Annotated in this window: 16 protein-coding genes; 8 read left to right on the forward strand and 8 right to left on the reverse strand. The window is 64.9% G+C overall.

The features are described from left to right. Positions 1 to 298: 298 nt before the first annotated feature. Both ROH8110_RS04310 and ROH8110_RS04315 read right to left on the reverse strand, forming a co-directional pair. A complete protein-coding gene (locus tag ROH8110_RS04310; RefSeq protein ID WP_085816470.1) occupies positions 299 to 1,201 on the reverse strand; it encodes a sugar transferase in 903 nt (300 codons plus the stop codon). Further along, positions 1,201 to 1,530: a PadR family transcriptional regulator gene (locus ROH8110_RS04315; protein WP_085816471.1), complete on the reverse strand. Its 330-nt coding sequence runs from the start codon at positions 1,528 to 1,530 to the stop codon at positions 1,201 to 1,203. The genes ROH8110_RS04310 and ROH8110_RS04315 overlap by 1 nt, the downstream gene beginning before the upstream one ends. A gap of 1,001 nt (positions 1,531 to 2,531) precedes the next feature. Here ROH8110_RS04315 and argC point away from each other — a divergent pair. The 7 genes from argC to ROH8110_RS04350 all read left to right on the forward strand — a co-directional run bounded on the left by argC (position 2,532) and on the right by ROH8110_RS04350 (position 8,745). After that, positions 2,532 to 3,560: an N-acetyl-gamma-glutamyl-phosphate reductase gene (argC, locus tag ROH8110_RS04320; protein ID WP_085816472.1), complete on the forward strand. Its 1,029-nt coding sequence runs from the start codon at positions 2,532 to 2,534 to the stop codon at positions 3,558 to 3,560. A gap of 18 nt (positions 3,561 to 3,578) precedes the next feature. Continuing rightward, the gene (gene ccmE / locus ROH8110_RS04325; protein ID WP_085816473.1) at positions 3,579 to 4,055 is read left to right on the forward strand and encodes a cytochrome c maturation protein CcmE; all 477 of its coding nucleotides are present in this window, start codon (positions 3,579 to 3,581) and stop codon (positions 4,053 to 4,055) included. Positions 4,056 to 4,136: 81 nt separating this feature from the next. Beyond that, on the forward strand, positions 4,137 to 4,748 hold the full coding sequence (locus ROH8110_RS04330; protein WP_085816474.1) for a holin-associated N-acetylmuramidase: 612 nt from the start codon (positions 4,137 to 4,139) through the stop codon (positions 4,746 to 4,748). After that, the gene (locus ROH8110_RS04335; RefSeq protein ID WP_085816475.1) at positions 4,739 to 5,341 is read left to right on the forward strand and encodes a holin family protein; all 603 of its coding nucleotides are present in this window, start codon (positions 4,739 to 4,741) and stop codon (positions 5,339 to 5,341) included. The genes ROH8110_RS04330 and ROH8110_RS04335 overlap by 10 nt, the downstream gene beginning before the upstream one ends. 84 nt (positions 5,342 to 5,425) lie before the next feature. Next, entirely contained in the window at positions 5,426 to 7,396 is a 1,971-nt protein-coding gene (locus tag ROH8110_RS04340; protein WP_085816476.1) for a heme lyase CcmF/NrfE family subunit, read from the forward strand. A 32-nt stretch (positions 7,397 to 7,428) separates the two neighbouring features. After that, on the forward strand, positions 7,429 to 7,893 hold the full coding sequence (locus ROH8110_RS04345; protein ID WP_085817002.1) for a cytochrome c-type biogenesis protein: 465 nt from the start codon (positions 7,429 to 7,431) through the stop codon (positions 7,891 to 7,893). 72 nt (positions 7,894 to 7,965) lie between these two features. Beyond that, positions 7,966 to 8,745, forward strand: a complete 780-nt coding sequence (locus ROH8110_RS04350; RefSeq protein ID WP_085816477.1) for an enoyl-CoA hydratase-related protein — start codon at positions 7,966 to 7,968, stop codon at positions 8,743 to 8,745. A gap of 117 nt (positions 8,746 to 8,862) precedes the next feature. Here the strand turns inward: ROH8110_RS04350 and gltA are convergent, their stop codons facing one another. Together gltA and gltX are read right to left on the reverse strand one after the other, a co-directional pair. Continuing rightward, a complete protein-coding gene (gltA, locus tag ROH8110_RS04355; RefSeq protein WP_085816478.1) occupies positions 8,863 to 10,158 on the reverse strand; it encodes a citrate synthase in 1,296 nt (431 codons plus the stop codon). Between the two features lie 73 nt (positions 10,159 to 10,231). After that, complete coding sequence (gene gltX / locus ROH8110_RS04360) at positions 10,232 to 11,641, reverse strand: glutamate--tRNA ligase (RefSeq protein ID WP_085816479.1); 1,410 nt, start codon at positions 11,639 to 11,641, stop codon at positions 10,232 to 10,234. An 85-nt stretch (positions 11,642 to 11,726) separates the two neighbouring features. Between gltX and ROH8110_RS04365 the strand changes: the two genes are divergently transcribed. Continuing rightward, the gene (locus ROH8110_RS04365; RefSeq protein WP_245962753.1) at positions 11,727 to 13,751 is read left to right on the forward strand and encodes a ComEC/Rec2 family competence protein; all 2,025 of its coding nucleotides are present in this window, start codon (positions 11,727 to 11,729) and stop codon (positions 13,749 to 13,751) included. On the opposite strand, the gene lexA is transcribed toward ROH8110_RS04365, so the two are convergent. The 4 genes from lexA to ROH8110_RS04385 all read right to left on the reverse strand — a co-directional run bounded on the left by lexA (position 13,745) and on the right by ROH8110_RS04385 (position 17,673). Beyond that, positions 13,745 to 14,446 (reverse strand): transcriptional repressor LexA, encoded by a 702-nt coding sequence (gene lexA, locus ROH8110_RS04370; RefSeq protein ID WP_085816480.1) that lies wholly within the window; start codon positions 14,444 to 14,446, stop codon positions 13,745 to 13,747. The two genes, ROH8110_RS04365 and lexA, sit on opposite strands and share 7 nt — an antisense overlap. A 198-nt stretch (positions 14,447 to 14,644) precedes the next feature. Continuing rightward, complete coding sequence (gene sucD, locus ROH8110_RS04375; protein ID WP_121143623.1) at positions 14,645 to 15,526, reverse strand: succinate--CoA ligase subunit alpha; 882 nt, start codon at positions 15,524 to 15,526, stop codon at positions 14,645 to 14,647. Further along, positions 15,526 to 16,710: a malate--CoA ligase subunit beta gene (locus ROH8110_RS04380; protein WP_085816482.1), complete on the reverse strand. Its 1,185-nt coding sequence runs from the start codon at positions 16,708 to 16,710 to the stop codon at positions 15,526 to 15,528. Before ROH8110_RS04380 ends, sucD begins: the two co-directional genes overlap by 1 nt. 18 nt (positions 16,711 to 16,728) lie before the next feature. Continuing rightward, a complete protein-coding gene (locus tag ROH8110_RS04385; RefSeq protein WP_085816483.1) occupies positions 16,729 to 17,673 on the reverse strand; it encodes an HpcH/HpaI aldolase/citrate lyase family protein in 945 nt (314 codons plus the stop codon). Positions 17,674 to 17,692 lie beyond the last annotated feature (19 nt).

A 17,692-nucleotide genomic window follows, 5' to 3' on the forward strand; every position in this document is an offset into this window, starting at 1 on the left:
GTCCGTTTTGTACGCCGGCTTTGTACGCAAACCGGGACCGGTGGGATGTGTTCTGTACATTTTGGGGATTTGGCGGGGTTTCGGGGCCTGCTGCCCCGGCGCGAACGGCACCGGAGGTGCCGCGCCATCGTCGGGTCGTCCGGCGGCCTGACGATTGGATGGGGTGTGGTGCGTGTCGGGGGAGAGTGATGACTGGTTTCAGCCCGAAGCGGACTTAGCCATCCATAGTGTCAGGCGCAAATCGGACATACGCGGCGCATTGAAGAAGAGTCATCTGTACCGGACGTAGAAGAGCCTGTCATGCACCCGTTTTCTGGCAGACCACGGCACATGTAGCCAACATGATCTTTATGTCAGTCCACAGTGATTGCTGTTTAAAATATTCGTCGTCCAGACGTTCGCGATACTTAAAATCGCAGCAAAGCCGACGCGATATCTGCCATAACCCAGTAATACCAGGGCGCAGTTTATAATACGCCTCTCCGTCGTACAGGCGCTGCTGCTCAATCAGCAGGGGGCGCGGCCCGACAAGCGACATCGTACCGTTCAACACGTTCCACAGCTGCGGCAATTCGTCCAGCGAAGTCTTGCGCAAAAACCAACCTATTTTTGTTATACGGGGATCGCTCCTGAGCCTCCGGTATTCTGTCCATGCAAGCCGCGCGTTGACGTTCCGCTCCAGATACCTCTCAAGACGTTTATCCGCGTCATAAAACATCGTGCGCAACTTCCATATGCGAAAGGTGCGACCGTTCTGACCGACGCGCATTTGGCTGTAGAAGGGTGACTTGCCGTCGAGCGCGACCAAGACCGCAAAGAGCAATACGATGGGCCCAATACTAGGGAACGATAGCCCTACAAATACGATATCAAGTATCCGTTTGAAAATTCGTTGTCTTGCTGTCGCTCCCACCGCAGGGCAAAGCGTCTGGCGAATTCTGTATGCGCCCCAGAAGTAAATCGTTGCTGCGTGCCAAAGCTTGCCAGATGTTTCTGGAATCTCAATAAGGTGGGCGGACCATTCCTCATAAAAACCAGCCGCGTACTCTTCGCCCAACTTCAACGAGGCTCGTCGAAGAAGGTTCTGGGCGATGCGGGGAATGAATAATTTGGCATCATCCGCAAGAACTTTTGTGACAACGCCGACGACAACTGCACCCAAGCAACCAAATGTCAAAAAAATGATTTCTGAGAGCGCCATCACTTGGCTCCTAACACTGAGTTAATGACCGGGTCGCCTGTAACGACCGGTTCGAACTGCGGATGAATTGACCGCATTTTTTCATTAAGCGCAGCAATGCCTTGACCATTAACTTTGTAATAACGCCGTCTTGGTCTTCCAAGCTCCTGCGGGTCACCGTCCTCCCACTGAGAATCTAGCAGCCCGGCTTCTTCAAGCTTGACCAATAGAGGGTATAGAGTGCCTGACGAGATACCAAGTGATTTGCTCAGAGAATATCCGGCGAAACTCTCCTGCGGAAAGTTCGATAGAAATAGCAATATCTCCAGAGGTCTTCCGCTTATCCGCATTCGAGTCTCCTTTCCGACCCAACCTAGCACTAAAAATCTATATAGGTCAAGATAGAAAATCTACATAGGGGGTCTTGAGCAGTTTTTGAGGTGTCAGATTGCCGCCAAAACTATCGATGGATCAACCGTTTACCCGCTTCCCTTTCTTGTGATCGCCTCGCAGATTGGCCAATCCATTTCGGCTATAGGATCGGCGGTTCGCGCCACTCTTCAGGACTTTGTTGTAGGCAACCCTACCGACAAGGTGGTCGCGTGGAACTCCAAGGCGCTAAGCTTTGCATCGACGGCAAAAAGGCGAAGGCTGCGGTGCGACATCGCGATGGAATTCTAATGTCTGCGAGCGGTCTTCGGTGTGACTGTGCAAAGTTGGCTTTCTGCGCTGAACGGTCATCACGGAGCGATGCGGTAATATCCTAGTCTGATCGGTCGCACTTCTGTCCAGCACCTTCCCCCGGCGCGAATAGCGGCCCTTGGGCCGCCGCGCCATCGTCGGGCCGTCCGGCGGCCTGACGATTGGATGGGGTGCGCTGCATCTCGGGGGTGGAGGGATTTGGCGGGGATAAAGTGCCTTCATCCACCGTCGGATCGTCAGCCCCCGGCCCGACGCTGGCGCGGGGTCTTTCGCGCGGTTGTCATGCCGAGGCGGGTCTTTGGCCTGACGATTGGACGGGTTGCGCTGCGTCTTGGGGTTGGAGGGGCTTGGCTGGCATAAAGTGCTCGCATCAAAGGTTGTATCGTCAGTCCCCGGCCCGACGCTGGAGCGGCGTCTTTCGCGCGGTTGTCATGCCAGAGGCGGGCGTTTGGGCTGACGATTGGATGGGGTACGCTGCGTGTCGGGGTTGGACGGGCTTGGCCAGGATAAAGCGGCAGCATCCACCGCTGGCTCGTCAAACCCCGGCCCGACGATGGCGCTTCCTTACCCCCGCCGTCGCGCCTTGCGTGCTCTTGGCAAGCGCGCGTCCAGCATGTAGGCACATGCCGATTGAAAACCGGGGAATGACATGAGCCACAAGATCGCAATTCTGGGTGCCAGCGGCTACACGGGGGCCGAGCTGGTCCGGCTGATCGCCACGCATCCGGGCCTCGAGATCGCGGCGCTGGCGGCGAACTCGAAGGCGGGGCAGGACATGGCGCAGGTCTTTCCGCATCTGCGGCACCTGGACTTGCCGGTGCTGGTCACCATCGACGAGATCGATTTCGCGGATATCGACCTCTGTTTCTGCGCGCTGCCGCACAAGACCAGCCAGGAAGTCATCAGCGCCCTGCCGCGTGACCTCAAGATCGTGGACCTGAGCGCCGATTTCCGGCTGCGTGACCCTGCCGCCTATGAGCGCTGGTATGGCAATCCCCATGCCGCGCCCGAGCTGCAGAAAGAGGCGGTCTACGGGCTGACCGAGTTCTACCGCGACGAGATCCGCGCGGCGCGGCTGGTGGCGGGCACGGGCTGTAACGCGGCGACGGGGCAGTACCTGTTGCGCCCGCTGATTAGCGCGGGGGTGATCGACCTTGACGAGATCATCCTCGACCTCAAATGCGGGGTGTCGGGGGCGGGGCGGTCGCTCAAGGAGAACCTGCTTCATGCCGAGCTGAGCGAGGGCTATCACGCCTATGCGCTTGGCAGCACGCATCGTCATCTGGGCGAGTTCGACCAGGAGTTCACCGCGCTGGCGGGGCGCGAGGTCAAGGTCCAGTTCACGCCGCACCTGATCCCGGCGAACCGGGGGATCCTGGCCACGGGCTATGTGCATGGCGATGCGGCGAAGGTGCATGCTGCGCTGGCGGCGGCCTATGCGGGCGAGCCTTTCATCGAGGTGCTGCCGCTGGGCGAGGCGCCGAGCACGCGCCATGTGCGTGGCAGCAATTTCTGCCATATCGGCGTGGTCGCCGACCGCCGGGAAGGGCGCACGATCCTGGTGGGCGCGCTCGATAACCTGACAAAAGGTAGCAGCGGGCAGGCATTGCAGAATGCCAATCTGATGCTAGATATTCAGGAAACCGAAGGTCTGATGATGGCCCCGGTCTTTCCTTGAGCTAGCGCGGGTGAAGCCATGAAATCGCTGAAGAAGAAACGCCGGGTGCAGGTGATCGTGCTGGCTGCGCTGGCGCTGGTCGCATCGGTTTCCCTGATCGGTTTCGCCTTCAAGGATGGTATCAACTATTTCCGCTCGCCGAGCGAAGTGCTGGCCGAGCCGCCGGGGCCGACCGAGGTGTTCCGCATCGGCGGTCTGGTCGAGGACGGCAGCCTCGAGCGCGGCGCGGGCGAGACGATCCGCTTCAACGTGACCGATGGCGGGGCGGCGGTGCCGGTGACCTATCGCGGCGTGCTGCCCGACCTTTTCGAGGAAAATCAGGGCATGGTCGGCATGGGGTCGCTCAGGGACGGTGTCTTTGAGGCGACCGAGATCCTGGCCAAGCATGACGAGGATTACATGCCCAAGGAGGTGGTGGATGCGCTCAAGGCGCAGGGCGTCTACCAGGAGCCGGAGGCCGAGTATAACGGCCATGCGCCCGACAGCGGAAGCTGAGCGGCGCGCGCCGAGGCAGCCAGTCGTTAACCTCTTGTCGCCAGCCTTGCCGGGAATGATCACCGGCAGGGAGAAGGCGTCATGCAGCGCATTTCGGATATCGCGAAAGAGATCGTCGCCCGCGAGGGCGGCTTTGTCGACGATCCCGACGATCCGGGCGGGGCGACGAAGCATGGCGTGACGATCCACACGCTGCGCCGTCTCGGGCTGGATCTTGACGGGGACGGGGATAGCGACCTTGCCGATCTTCATGCGCTGACGCGGCAGGATGCCGAGGCGATCTTTGTCGAGCATTACTTTCACCGCCCGCGTATCGACGCCTTGCCCGAGGCGCTGCGGGCCAGCGTCTTCGACATGTATGTGAATGCCGGGCGCAACGCGGTCACGATCCTGCAGACGCTGCTGCGCGAGATGGGGCAGGCGGTGGCGGTGGACGGGGTGATCGGGCCGCAGACCATCGCGGCGGCCCATGCGGCCACGCGCGCGGCCCCCGGCCATATCGCCGATGCCTACGGAATCGCGCGGCGGAATTACTATTTCCGCCTTGCCGACCGCCGCCCCGCCAGCCGCAAATACGCACGCGCCCGACAGGGCGGCAAGGGCGGCTGGATCCGGCGCGCCGAGGAATTCATCGCCCCCGAATACCACCTGACCGACGCCGAATTCAGGGAAAGGGTCGCGCGATGGGGGTGATCGACAGGGGACTGGACCTCGTGTTCGGTGACGGGCGCAACCTGCTGGCCGAAACCGCCGAAGTCTTTCGCGAGAACGCCGAGGCGGGCGCCATGCGCGAGGCCGACGGGCGGCGCGCGGTGCTGGACCAGTTCGGGCAGGAATTCACCCCGGCGCCGACGCGCGGGCGCTTTGATCGTTTCATGGACGGGGTGAACCGGCTGCCGCGCCCGATGATGGCGCTTGGCACGCTGGGGCTGTTCGTGGCGGCGATGGCGGACCCGCTATGGTTTGCCGCGCGGATGCAGGGGATCGCGCTGGTGCCCGAGCCGCTGTGGTGGCTGCTGGGGGCGATCGTGAGCTTCTATTTCGGGGCGCGCCACCAGTTCAAGGGGCAGGAATTCCGCCGGTCGATCACCACCAGCGTCGCTCACACCCCCGCCGTGCTGAACAACCTGGCGCGCCTGCGCGCGATGGAGGGCAGGCCGGGTGCCGGGGCGCCGGGCGCGGCCGATACCGGCGCGGATGCGGCCTTGACGCTGGAGGCGCTGCGCCCCGACCCCAACCGGGCGCTGGAGCAATGGCGCATCGATGACGGGCCACAGGGGCGATGAGCGCGCGTGCGCCCGCGACAATGTGATCCCGCGGCGCGCGCGAATCACGGTGGCATGGGACGACGAATGCTTTAGAATGGTTCCATGATTACAGAACTCGGCCATTTCGCCCTCGTCCTCGCTTTCCTTGTCGCCTGCGTGCAGGCGGTGGTTCCACTTGTGGGCGCGCATCGCCGCTGGCCGGGCTGGATGGCATTCGCCGAACCCGCCGCCAACATGCAGTTCCTGCTGACGGCGCTGTCCTTCGCGGCACTGACCTATGCGTTCGTGACCTCGGATTTCTCGCTGAGGCTGGTGGTGCTCAACAGCCATTCGGCGAAACCGCTGCTTTACAAGATCACCGGTGTCTGGGGCAATCACGAGGGGTCGATGCTTCTGTGGGTGCTGATCGTGACGCTGTTCGGGGCCTTTGCCGCGTGGTTCGGGGGCAATCTGCCGCCGACCCTGAAGGCACGGGTGCTGGCGGTGCAGGGGATGGTGGGCGCGGCCTTTTTCGCCTTCATCCTGTTCACCTCGAACCCGTTCCTGCGCATGGCGGTGCCGCCCTTTGACGGGCAGGACCTGAACCCGCTCTTGCAGGACCCCGGATTGGCGTTTCATCCGCCGTTTCTCTACCTCGGCTATGTGGGTCTTTCGATGACCTTCTCATTCGCGGTCGCCGCACTGATCGAAGGGCGGATCGATGCCGCCTGGGGCCGCTGGGTGCGGCCCTACACGCTGGCGGCGTGGATCTTTCTGACCATCGGCATCGGGCTGGGCAGCTGGTGGGCCTATTACGAGCTGGGCTGGGGCGGTTTCTGGTTCTGGGACCCGGTCGAGAATGCCAGCTTCATGCCCTGGCTGATCGCCGCGGCGCTGCTGCATTCGGCCATCGTTGTGGAAAAGCGGGAATCGCTGAAAAGCTGGACCGTGCTGTTGGCGATCATCGCCTTCGGCTTCTCGATGATTGGCGCGTTCATCACCCGCTCCGGCGTGATCACTTCGGTCCATGCCTTCGCATCGGACCCCGAGCGGGGGATGTTCCTGCTGCTGATCCTCGCGGTGTTCATGCTGGGCGCGCTGACGCTGTTCGCGGCGCGCGCCAATGCGATGCAGGCCAAGGGCGTGTTCTCGCTGGTGAGCCGGGAATCGGCGCTGGTGGTCAATAACCTGCTGCTGGGTGTCGCGGCCTTCGTGGTCTTTGTCGGCACGATCTGGCCGCTGGTGAGCGAGATGTTCTTTGACCGCAAACTGTCGGTCGGCGCGCCGTTCTTCAACATGGCGTTCACGCCTTTCATGGTGGTGCTGGGCCTGTTGCTGCCGCTGGGGGCGATGCTGCCCTGGAAGCGGGGCAATATCGCGCGCGTCGCGTCATCGCTGCGCTATGCCTTCGTGCTGGCGCTGGCGATCGGAGCGCTGGCCTGGGCGATGCAATCGGGGCGCAGCGCGCTGGGGCCGGTGGGCCTGTTCCTGGGCGCGTGGCTGGTCTCAGGAGCGGCTGTCGATCTGTGGAGCCGCACCGGGCGCAGCGGCAACCGGCTGGCGCGTCTCGGGCGCCTGCCGCGCGCGGATTGGGGCAAGGCCGTGGCCCATGCCGGTCTGGGCGTGACCATGGCCGGGGTCGCGGGGCTGATGGCCTGGGAGACCGAGGATATCCGCGTCCTGCAGGTGGGCGAGAGCCTGGAATTGTCGGGTTACGAGCTGACCCTGATGGATGTGCAGAGGATCGACGGGCCGAATTACGACGCGACCCAGGGCATTGTGAAGCTGGCGCAGGACGGCAAGGAGATCGCGACGCTCTACCCCGAGAAGCGCTTTTACCCGGTTGCCAAGATGCCGACCACGGAAGCGGCGATCGACATCGGCTTCTGGCGCGATGTCTATGTGGTGGTGGGCGATCCGCAGGATAATGGCGGCTGGGCAGTGCGCACCTATTACAAGCCGCTGGCCAACTGGATCTGGGGTGGTGCGATCCTGATGGCGCTTGGCGGGGCGCTGAGCCTGAGCGACCGGCGCTATCGCGTCGCCGCCGGGGCGAAAAAGACACGCCCGGTCGAAGGAGTGCCCGCGGAATGACGCGTGCGAGGGCGAAAGGGATGCTGCGGGCGCTGGCATTGGCGCTGGTCCTGGGCATGGCGCTGCTGGCGCAGATGAGCGGCGAGGCCCGCGCGGTGCAGCCCGACGAGGTACTTGACGACCCGGCCCTGGAAGAGCGCGCACGCGACATTTCCTCGGGGCTGCGCTGTCTGGTCTGCCGCAACGAGAGCATCGACGATTCCAATGCCGAGCTGGCGCGCGATTTGCGCCTGTTGGTGCGTGAGCGCCTGGTGGCAGGGGACAGCGACAAGGAGGTCGTCGAGTTCGTTGTCGACCGTTACGGCGAATATGTGCTGTTGCAGCCGCGCGCGACGGGGTCGAACCTGGTGCTGTGGCTGGCGGGGCCGATCATGCTGTTGCTGGGCGGTGCGATCGGCTGGAGCTACATGCGGCGGCGGGGACGAGCGAGCGAGACCCCGGCGCAGGCGCTGAGCGAGGCCGAGGCGGAGCGGCTGCGCGAAATCATGAAGGAATGACGCGCCGTCCGTCTTTCGCCGTGAGGCGGAATCGGGTTTGACTGGAGCGGCAACAGCCAGAGGATCGCGCCCGTGACACAATATCAGACCATCAGCCTTGAGATTGACCAGGACATCGCGACGCTGCGGCTGGACCGGCCGGACAAGATGAACGCGCTCAACACCCAGATGCGCGCCGAGATCACCGATGCGGTGAACGCGGCGGCCAAGACGGCGCGGGTGCTGGTGCTGACCGGCAATGGCAAGTGTTTCTGCTCGGGTCAGGATCTGAGCGACAGCGGCAATGCGGCCAACATGGACCTGGAGCGGGTGTTGCGCGATGAATATGTGCCGATGCTGAACGCGATCGGCAATTGCGCGATCCCGACCATCAGCGCGGTGAATGGCCCGGCGGCGGGGGCGGGCGCCAACCTGGCGCTGGCGGCGGATGTGGTGATCGCGGCCCAGAGCGCCTATTTCCTTCAGGCCTTCACGCGGATCGGGCTGATCCCCGATGCCGGTGGCACCTATTGGCTGCCCCGCCAGATGGGCGCGGCGAAGGCGATGGGGGCGGCATTGTTCGCCGAGCCGGTCAGCGCCCAGCTTGCCAGCGACTGGGGCATGATCTGGGAGGCGGTGCCGGACGAGGATTTCGAGCAGCACTGGCACGCGCGTGCGGCGCATCTGGCGGCGGGGCCGACCGTGGCCTATGCGCAGCTGAAACAGGCGATCCGCGCCAGCTGGTCGAATGATTACGACCAGCAGCTGGACCTCGAGGCGAAATTGCAGGGTGTCTGCGGCACGACGCGCGATTTCAAGGAAGGCGTGGTCGCGTTCCTGGAAAAGCGCAAGGCGGCTTACGAGGGACGCTGAGGGATTTTCCGGGTCAGGGCCGGGGGGCCAGCCCCCCGGACCCCCCGAGGTATTTTCAGCCAGATGAAGGGGCGGGCCGGGGGATGAAACCCGGCCCTGCCTGTTTTCGGGGTGGCGTCAGCGGTTCTCGATATCGACGTAGTCGCGCAGCGTTTCGCCGTGATAGAGCTGGCGCGGGCGGCCGATCTTGAGTTGCGGATCGCTGATCATTTCCTTCCACTGCGAAATCCAGCCGATGGTGCGCGAAACCGCGAAGATCGGGGTGAACATCGAGGTCGGGAAGCCCATCGCCTCGAGAATGATGCCCGAGTAGAAATCGACATTGGGGAAGAGTTTCTTCTCGACGAAGTAATCGTCTTCGAGGGCGGCCTTTTCCAGCGCCTTGGCGACCTGGAGGGTGGGGTTGTCCTCGATCCCGAGAAGTTCGAGCACCTCGTCGGCGGATTGCTTCATCACCTTGGCGCGCGGGTCGAAATTCTTGTAGACGCGGTGGCCGAAGCCCATCAGGCGGAAATCGTCGTCCTTGTCCTTGGCGCGGGCGATATATTCGGGGATGCGCTCGACGCTGCCGATTTCGCGCAGCATTTCGAGGCAGGCCTGGTTCGCGCCGCCATGCGCCGGACCCCAGAGGCAGGCGATGCCGGCGGCGATGCAGGCGAAGGGGTTGGCGCCCGAGGACGACGCGAGGCGCACCGTCGAGGTCGAGGCGTTCTGCTCGTGATCGGCGTGCAGCGTGAAGATCCGGTCCATCGCGCGGCTGAGGATCGGGTTCACCTCGTAGTCCTCGGCGGGCACGGCAAAACACATGCGCATGAAGTTCGAGGCGTAGTCGAGATCGTTGCGCGGATAGACGAAGGGCTGGCCGAGCGTATATTTGAAGGCCATCGCTGCGATGGTGGGCATCTTGGCGATCATCCGGATCGAGGCCACTTCGCGCTGCCAGGGATCGGAGATATCGGTGGAATCGTGATAGAAGGCGCTGAGCGCGCCGACGACGCCGACCATGATCGCCATCGGATGCGCATCGCGACGGTAGCCCCGGAACAGATACATCATCTGTTCATGCAGCATGGTGTGGCGCGTCACCCGTTCCTCGAAATCCTCGAGCTGGGCGGCGGTGGGCAGCTCGCCGTAGAGCAGGAGGTAACAGACCTCGAGGAAATGCGATTTCTCGGCCAGCTGGTCGATCGGGTAGCCGCGATGGAGCAGTTCACCCTTTTCGCCGTCGATATATGTGATGGTGCTGTCGCAGCTGGCGGTCGAGGTGAAGCCGGGATCGTAGGTGAACACACCTGCCTGACCGTAGAGCTTGCGGATGTCGATCACGTTCGGGCCGGCGGTGCCCGCAAGGACGGGCAGGTCGTAATCCTTCCCGTCGATGGTCAGCCTGGCGGTTGTCTTGTTTTCACCCATGGGAATCTCCCTCCTGAAGCCCACGCCGGACTGGCGCCAAGGGCTGCTTATTTCATTTGGCCTTTCGAGACGGTTAAGCGCTCTCGCAGGCGGCGTCGTTCAGCCGGGCAATCGTTTCATCCCGCCCGAGTACAATCATCATGTCGAACACGCTCGGTGTGACGCTGCGACCCGCCAGCGCGGCGCGCAGGGGTCCGGCGAGCTTGCCGAACTTCATGTCCTTGGATTCGGCAAACTGCATGGCTTCCGCCTCCAATTCGTCGCGCGTCCAACTAGCATTTTGCAGATGCGGCGTCAATTCTTTCAGTATACGACGGGATACATCATCGAGCTGCGCGGCGGCCTTCTGATCCGGTGAAATCGGCCTGTCCGCCAAAACAAATTCCGCTTTTTCAAGGAGTTCAGGGAAGGTCTTGGCCCGCTCCTTGAGGCAGTGCATCGCCTGTTCCATCAGCGCGGATTTAGCCGGCGACAGCGGCGGCTGCCCGGTGACGGCCAGAAATCCGTGCAATTCATGCAGCAGCGCAGCATCGGGCGTCGAGGCGATGTGCTGCCCGCAGAGATTCTCGAGCTTCTTGACGTCGAAGCGCGCGGGCGATTTGCCGATTCCCTTGATGTCGAACCATTCAAGCGCCTGTTCATCGCTGAAGAACTCGTCATCGCCGTGGCTCCAGCCGAGGCGGGCGAGATAGTTGCGCATTCCCGCCGCAGGGTAGCCCATCTTGTGATATTCATCGACGCCGAGCGCGCCGTGACGCTTGGAGAGTTTCTTGCCGTCCGGCCCGTGGATGAGCGGGATATGGGCATAGACCGGCAGCGGCCAGCCCATCGCCCGGTAGATCAGCATCTGGCGGGCGGCGTTGTTGAGGTGGTCATCGCCGCGGATCACATGGGTCACGCCCATGTCGTGATCATCCACCGCCACGGCCAGCATGTAGACCGGGCTGCCATCCGAGCGCAGCAGCACCATGTCGTCGAGCTGATCGTTGCGGATGGTGACATCGCCCTGCACCTCGTCGCGGATCACGGTGGCGCCGTCGCGGGGCGCCTTGATGCGGATCACATGCGGCGCGTCGGGATGGCTGGCGGGATCGGCATCGCGCCAGGGGCTTTGAAAGAGCGTCGAGCGCCCCTCGGCGCGGGCGGCCTCGCGGAAGGCCTCGATCTCGTCCTGGCTGGCGAAGCACTTGTAGGCCTCGCCCTTGTCCAGAAGTTCGAGCGCCACGGCGCGGTGACGCTCGGCGCGCGCGTTCTGGCTGATGACCTCGCCGTCATGCGCAAGGCCGAGCCAGGCCATGCCGTCGAGGATCGCCTGTGTAGCCTCGGGTGTGGAGCGCGCGCGGTCGGTATCCTCGATGCGCAACAGGAAGCGGCCGCCGCGCCCGCGCGCATAGAGCCAGTTGAACAGAGCGGTCCGCGCGCCGCCGATATGCAGGAAGCCCGTGGGCGAGGGGGCAAAACGGGTCACGACTGTCTGGGACATGGGAAAAATTAACCTTTCGGTAACCGTGCTGGGCCTAGCGTTGCGTTGCGGCCTGTCTATCGGCGCGGCGTGAGGGAGACAAGACGTGGCACCCCTGTTGGCATTGCGGGCGGCGTGGCTGGCGCAGCGCGGCCAGCTGTTCGCCTGGGCGCCGGTGATGGTGGCTTGCGGGGTGGGGTCATATTTTGCGCTGCTGGCCGAACCTGCGCCCTTGCTGATCGGGGCGGCGGGGGCGGCAGCATCTGTGCTGGCTGCCGCGACACGGCGCGCGGGAGCGGTCGGCGGGCCGCTCTTATGGGCGGGGGCGCTGATGCTGGCGGGCTTCGCCCTGGCGGGCGCGCGCGCGCATCTGGTGGCCGAGCCGGTCCTTGGCTGGCGCTATTACGGGCCGGTCGAGGGGCGCATCGTGGCGATCGACCGTTCGGCCTCGGATGCGCTGCGCCTGACGCTGGACCATGTGAGCCTGCGCGACGTGCCGCCGGAGCGCAGGCCCGCGCGGGTGCGGATCTCGCTGCATGGCGAGCAGGGTTTTATCCGGCCCGAGCCGGGGCAATGGGTGATGATGAGCGCGCATCTCGGGCCGCCCGGTGGGCCCGTCGAGCCGGGGGGCTTCGATTTCCAGCGCCATTCGTGGTTTCTGCGCCTCGGGGCGGTGGGATATACGCGCGTTCCGGCGCTGGCGCTGGCGCCGTCCGGGGGCGGGCAGTGGATGGCGCGCGCGCGCATGGCGATGTCGGCGCGCATCCAGGCGCGGCTGGCGGGCGATACCGGGGCGTTCGCTGCGGCGATCATGACCGGCGACCGCTCGGCCTTCGGGCGCGAGGCGCTGGAGGCGCTGCGGGTCACCAATCTTGCGCATCTGCTGGCGATTTCGGGGCTGCATATGGGGCTGTTGGCGGGAGTGGTCTTCGGCTTCTTCCGGCTGCTTCTGGCGGCGGTGCCGGTGGTGGGGTTGCGGCTGCCCGCGAAGAAGCTGTCGGCGGCGCTGGCGCTGCCGGTGGCGGCGGTCTACCTGGGGCTTTCGGGAGGCAATGTCGCGACCGAGCGGGCCTTCGTGATGGTGGCCGTGGCGCTGGTGGCGGTGATCGCGGAGCGTCGGGCGCTGTCGCTGCGATCGGTGGCGCTGGCGGCGCTGATCGTGCTGGCGCTGCGCCCCGAGGCGTTGCTGGGACCGGGGTTTCAGATGTCATTCGCTGCGACGACGGCACTGGTGCTGACCTATGGCGCGCTGCGCGATCATGCGGTGCCATTGGGGCCGCGCTGGATCCGGCCCGCGGTGTCGGTGCTGGTGTCGTCCTTCGTGGCCGGGATCGCCACGGCGCCGGTGGCGGCGGCGCATTTCAACCAGTTCGCGCATTACGGGCTGATCGCCAACCTGCTGAGCGTGCCCTTGATGGGGGCGCTGGTGATGCCCGCGGCGGTCATGGCGGCGAGCCTGATGCCCTTCGGCCTGGAGGCGCTGCCGCTCCGGGTGATGGGGCTGGGGCTCGACTGGATCCTTGGCGTGGCGCATTGGGTCGCGGGGTGGAGCGGTGCGCGCGGCACGGTCGTGAGCCCCGGCGCGGCGGTGTTGCCGCTCTTGGCGGGGGGGATGCTGATGCTGGCGCTCTGGCAGGGCCGGGGGCGGTTCCTGGGATTGGCGCCGGTGGCGTTGAGCGCCGCGTTATGGCTGGCCGCCGAGCGGCCGCTGGTGCTGATTGCCGAAAGCGGCGGGCTCGTGGGGGTGATGACCGGGGAGGCGCGCGCGCTCAACCGGGAGCGGGGCGGCGGGTTCGTGGCGCAGAACTGGCTTGAGAATGATGGCGACGCGACGGATCAGGCGGGCGCGCACGACCGCTGGCGGGCGCTGCCGCCCGATGCGGGGCTGGGGCTGCTGGTGCTGCGCGGCAAGGCGGCGGCCGGGGCATTGCGCGATTGCCGCGGCCATGACTGGCTGGTTCTCGATAGCGATCCGCCGCGTGACCTGCCGGGCGATCTGCCCTGCCAGCTGTTCCATCCGGCAAGCCTGCGCCAAAGCGGGGCGGTGGCGCTCTGGCCGGACGGGGTGGGCGGGCTGCGGGTGGTCACCGCGCGCCAGGTCACCGGCACGCGGCTCTGGAACGATCAATAGGTGCGGATCAGCCCCACGAGGCGGCCCTGAACCTTGACCTGGTCTTCGGGCAGGACGCGGGTTTCATAGGCCGGGTTGGCGGCCTCGAGCGCGATGGCGTTGCCGCGGCGGTAGAATTTCTTGAGCGTTGCCTCCTGATCCTCGATCAGGGCGACGACGATATCGCCATTGTCGGCGGTATTGGTTTCGCGGATGACGACCACGTCGCCGTCGTTGATGCCCGCCTCGATCATGGAATCGCCCTTCACCTCGAGCGCGTAGTGTTCGCCCTGGCCCGAGAGCATCGAGCCGGGAACGGCGACATTGTGGCTGACATGGGAAATCGCCTCGATCGGGACACCGGCGGCGATCCGGCCCATCACCGGCAATTCCATCGCGCCGGCCGCCTCGACGGGCTGTGCGTTGGCGGGGCGGGGGGCGTCGGGCCTTTCGCCCTCGATCACGCGGGGGGTAAAGCCGTGACTGGCGTCGCCGCCAAGCGATTCAGGCAGGCGCACGATTTCAAGGGCGCGGGCGCGATGCGCGAGGCGGCGGATGAAGCCGCGTTCCTCGAGCGCGGTGATCAGCCGGTGGATGCCGGATTTGGAGCGCAGATCGAGCGCCTCCTTCATTTCATCGAAGCTGGGCGGCACGCCATCGGATTGCACGCGCTTGTGGATGAAGGCGAGAAGGTCGAGTTGTTTCTTGGTCAGCATATGCGCTCCTCGGGGACATGGATGTCGTCCCTGCATCTCTCCCGAACGGGTCGGGCGTTTTGCTTTGTTCTACGCATGTTCCCGTTTTGTGTCAACCGGGCGCTGCACCAATGCAGCCCCGCCATTCATCTGGCGGGAAGTACCTCGGGGGTCTGGGGGCGGCGCCCCCAGCCTTGGCCGGGGGCGCGCGCTGACGGGTCAGTTCAGCATCTGCGCGACGCTTTGGGCGAAGGCCGAGGGGGTGGGCACGATCGTCACCCCGGATTCCTTGAGGATCTCGACCTTTTCCTGCGCCGATTCACCGAAGGCCGAGACGATGGCGCCGGCATGGCCCATGCGCCGCCCCTTGGGCGCCGAAAGCCCGGCCACATAGGCGGCCACGGGTTTGGTCATCGTGCTCTGGATATAGGCCGCCGCCTCGGCCTCTTGCGGGCCGCCGATCTCACCGACCATGACCACGGCGTCGGTGTCGGGGTCGGCTTCGAAGAGCTCGAGAATGTCGCGGAAGCTTGAACCATTGATCGGGTCGCCGCCGATCCCGATGGAGGAGGAGACGCCGATTCCGCGGGCCTTGAGCTGGCTGGCGGCCTCGTAACCGAGCGTGCCCGAGCGCCCGACGATGCCGATCCGCCCGGGCATGTAGATATGCGGCGGCATGAGCCCCGCAAAGGCCTGACCGGGAGTGATGATGCCCGCGCAGTTGGGGCCGATCAGACGCATCCGGCGATCCGATTTGTAGCGGCGCATGTAGCGCTTCACGCGGATCATGTCGGCGGCGGGGATGCCGTCGGCGATGCAGACGCAGGTCTTGATGCCCGCATCCGCCGCTTCCATGATGGAATCGGCGGCGAAGGGGGGCGGCACGAAGCTGACCACCAGTTCGGCGCCGGTTTCGGCGACGGCGCCCTTGACGGTGTTGAACACCGGCAGCCCGAGATGCGTGGTCCCGCCCTTGCCCGGCGTCACGCCGCCCACGACATTTGTGCCGTGATCCATCATGTCCTGCGCATGAAAGCTGCCGATGCGGCCTGTCAGACCGGTCACCAGCACCCTGGTGTCGCTGTCGATGAGAATGGCCATCACGAAGCCTCCTTGTATCTGGCGTCTTTCCACGCGGTGACGACCTTGTCGGCGGCCTCGGCGAGGGTGTCGGCTGCGATCACGGCAAGGCCGCTTTCGGCCAGCAGTTTGCGCCCCTCGTCGACATTGGTGCCCGAGAGGCGCACGACGATGGGAAGGTCTAGATCGAGTTCCCGGACCGCGCGCACGACGCCTTCGGCGATCCAGTCGCAGCGGTTGATCCCGGCGAAGATGTTGACGAGGATCGCCTCGACCTTGGGGTCGTTGAGCACGGCCTGGAACGACATCAGCACCCGTTCGGGGCTGGCGCCGCCGCCAACATCGAGGAAGTTGGCCGGATCGCCGCCGGCCATCTTGATCATGTCGAGCGTCGCCATCGCCAGCCCGGCGCCGTTGACGATGCAGCCGATCTCGCCTTCGAGGCCGATATAGCTGAGGCCGCGATCCTCGGCGAAGGTTTCGCGCGGGTCTTCCTGGCTCTTGTCGCGCAGTTCCGAGATTTCGGGGCGGCGATAGAGGGCGTTGTCGTCAAAGCTGATCTTTGCATCGAGCGCGACGATCTCGCCCGCGCGGGTCACGACCATCGGGTTGACCTCGACCATGTTGGCATCCATGTCGCTCATCAGCGCATAACAGCCCATGATGGTCTTGGCGGCCTGGGCGATGAGCGGCGGTTCCAGCCCCAGAGAGAAGGCGATTTCGCGGGCCTGGAAGGCCTGCATCCCCACCGCCGGATCGACCACGGAGCGGATGATCGAGTCAGGCTCGTTGGCGGAGATTTCCTCGATCTCCATGCCGCCCTGGGCCGAGGCCACGACCACGACGCGTTCGAGTTTGCGGTCCATCACGAAGCCGAGATAGATTTCCTGGGCGATGGCGGTGGCCTCTTCGACATAGAGGCGGCTCACCAGCTTGCCCTGGGGACCGGTCTGGTGGGTCACGAGCTTGCGCCCGAGCATCCAGGCGGCGGCGTCGCAGACTTCCTCCTCGGAGGCGCAAATACGCACGCCGCCCGCCTTGCCGCGCGCGCCGGAATGGATCTGTGCCTTGACCACCCATTTGTCGCCCGAAAGCTCGCTGGCGCGATAGACGGCCTGTTCGGGGCTGTAGGCGATGCCGCCGCGCGGCACCTGTACGCCGAAGCGCTTGAGCAGTTCCTTGGCCTGGTATTCGTGGATATCCATGATGTCTTTCTCCCTTTCCTAGCCGTTCTGCGCGGCGATGGCGTCGTCGACGGCGATGACGTTGTTGGCCATGCGCTCGGAGGCGGCGTCGATCATCTTGCCATCGAGGCTGGCGGCGCCGCGGCCCTCGGCGGCGGCTTTCTTCAGCTCCTCGATGATGGCGCGGGCGCGGGTGACTTCAGCCTCGGGGGGCGAGAACACGTCGTTGGCCAGCGCGATCTGGCTGGGGTGGATGGCCCATTTGCCCTCGATCCCGAGCGCAGCGGCGCGTTTGGCCGAAAGGATATATCCGTCGGGGTCCGAGAAATCGCCGAACGGGCCGTCGATGGCGCGCAGCCCGTAGGCGCGGCAGGCGACGGTCATGCGCGAAAGGGCGAAATGCCACTGATCGCCCGGATAGTCGGGGTTGAGCCCGCCGATCACCACGGTGCGTGCGCGGTTGGAGGCGGCGTAATCGGCGACGCCGAAATGCAGCGCCTCGAGGCGGCCCGGCGTGGCGGCGATGGCTTCGACATTGGCCATGCCGAGCGCTGTTTCGATCAGCGCCTCAAGCCCGATGCGGTGGGGCAGGGCGCAGGCGGTCTCGATCTGGGACACCATTGTTTCGACCGTGTAGAGATCGCCGGGCACGCCCACCTTGGGGACGAGGATCGTGTCGACATGCTGACCCGCCTGTTCCAGCACCTCGACCACATCGCGATACATGTAATGGGTATCGAGCCCGTTGATGCGGATCGAGATGGTCTTGCCGCGGGCCTTCCAGTCGATATCGTTGAGCGCCTGAATGATATTGGCGCGGGCCTTGATCTTGTCGGGGGGTGCCACGGCATCTTCGAGGTCGAAGAAAATGTAATCGGCGGGGCTGTCGGCGGCCTTCTCGATCATCGAAGGATTCGAGCCGGGCACGGCCAGTTCCGAGCGTTGCAGGCGCTGTTTCTTCAGTGGGTGCAGGGTGTAGCTCATGTCAGGGTCCTTTGGTGTG

Source organism: Roseovarius halotolerans (assembly GCF_900172255.1).
Taxonomy (GTDB): Bacteria; Pseudomonadota; Alphaproteobacteria; order Rhodobacterales; family Rhodobacteraceae; genus Roseovarius; species Roseovarius halotolerans.

What these genes read in the sequence shown, in the direction of transcription:
- ROH8110_RS04310 (WP_085816470.1), bottom strand. Translation starts at nt 1,201, where the DNA reads ATGGCGCTCTCAGAAATCATTTTTTTGACATTTGGTTGCTTGGGTGCA.
- ROH8110_RS04315 (WP_085816471.1), bottom strand. Translation starts at nt 1,530, where the DNA reads ATGCGGATAAGCGGAAGACCTCTGGAGATATTGCTATTTCTATCGAAC.
- argC (WP_085816472.1), top strand. Translation starts at nt 2,532, where the DNA reads ATGAGCCACAAGATCGCAATTCTGGGTGCCAGCGGCTACACGGGGGCC.
- ccmE (WP_085816473.1), top strand. Translation starts at nt 3,579, where the DNA reads ATGAAATCGCTGAAGAAGAAACGCCGGGTGCAGGTGATCGTGCTGGCT.
- ROH8110_RS04330 (WP_085816474.1), top strand. Translation starts at nt 4,137, where the DNA reads ATGCAGCGCATTTCGGATATCGCGAAAGAGATCGTCGCCCGCGAGGGC.
- ROH8110_RS04335 (WP_085816475.1), top strand. Translation starts at nt 4,739, where the DNA reads ATGGGGGTGATCGACAGGGGACTGGACCTCGTGTTCGGTGACGGGCGC.
- ROH8110_RS04340 (WP_085816476.1), top strand. Translation starts at nt 5,426, where the DNA reads ATGATTACAGAACTCGGCCATTTCGCCCTCGTCCTCGCTTTCCTTGTC.
- gltA (WP_085816478.1), bottom strand. Translation starts at nt 10,158, where the DNA reads ATGGGTGAAAACAAGACAACCGCCAGGCTGACCATCGACGGGAAGGAT.
- gltX (WP_085816479.1), bottom strand. Translation starts at nt 11,641, where the DNA reads ATGTCCCAGACAGTCGTGACCCGTTTTGCCCCCTCGCCCACGGGCTTC.
- lexA (WP_085816480.1), bottom strand. Translation starts at nt 14,446, where the DNA reads ATGCTGACCAAGAAACAACTCGACCTTCTCGCCTTCATCCACAAGCGC.
- sucD (WP_121143623.1), bottom strand. Translation starts at nt 15,526, where the DNA reads ATGGCCATTCTCATCGACAGCGACACCAGGGTGCTGGTGACCGGTCTG.
- ROH8110_RS04380 (WP_085816482.1), bottom strand. Translation starts at nt 16,710, where the DNA reads ATGGATATCCACGAATACCAGGCCAAGGAACTGCTCAAGCGCTTCGGC.
- ROH8110_RS04385 (WP_085816483.1), bottom strand. Translation starts at nt 17,673, where the DNA reads ATGAGCTACACCCTGCACCCACTGAAGAAACAGCGCCTGCAACGCTCG.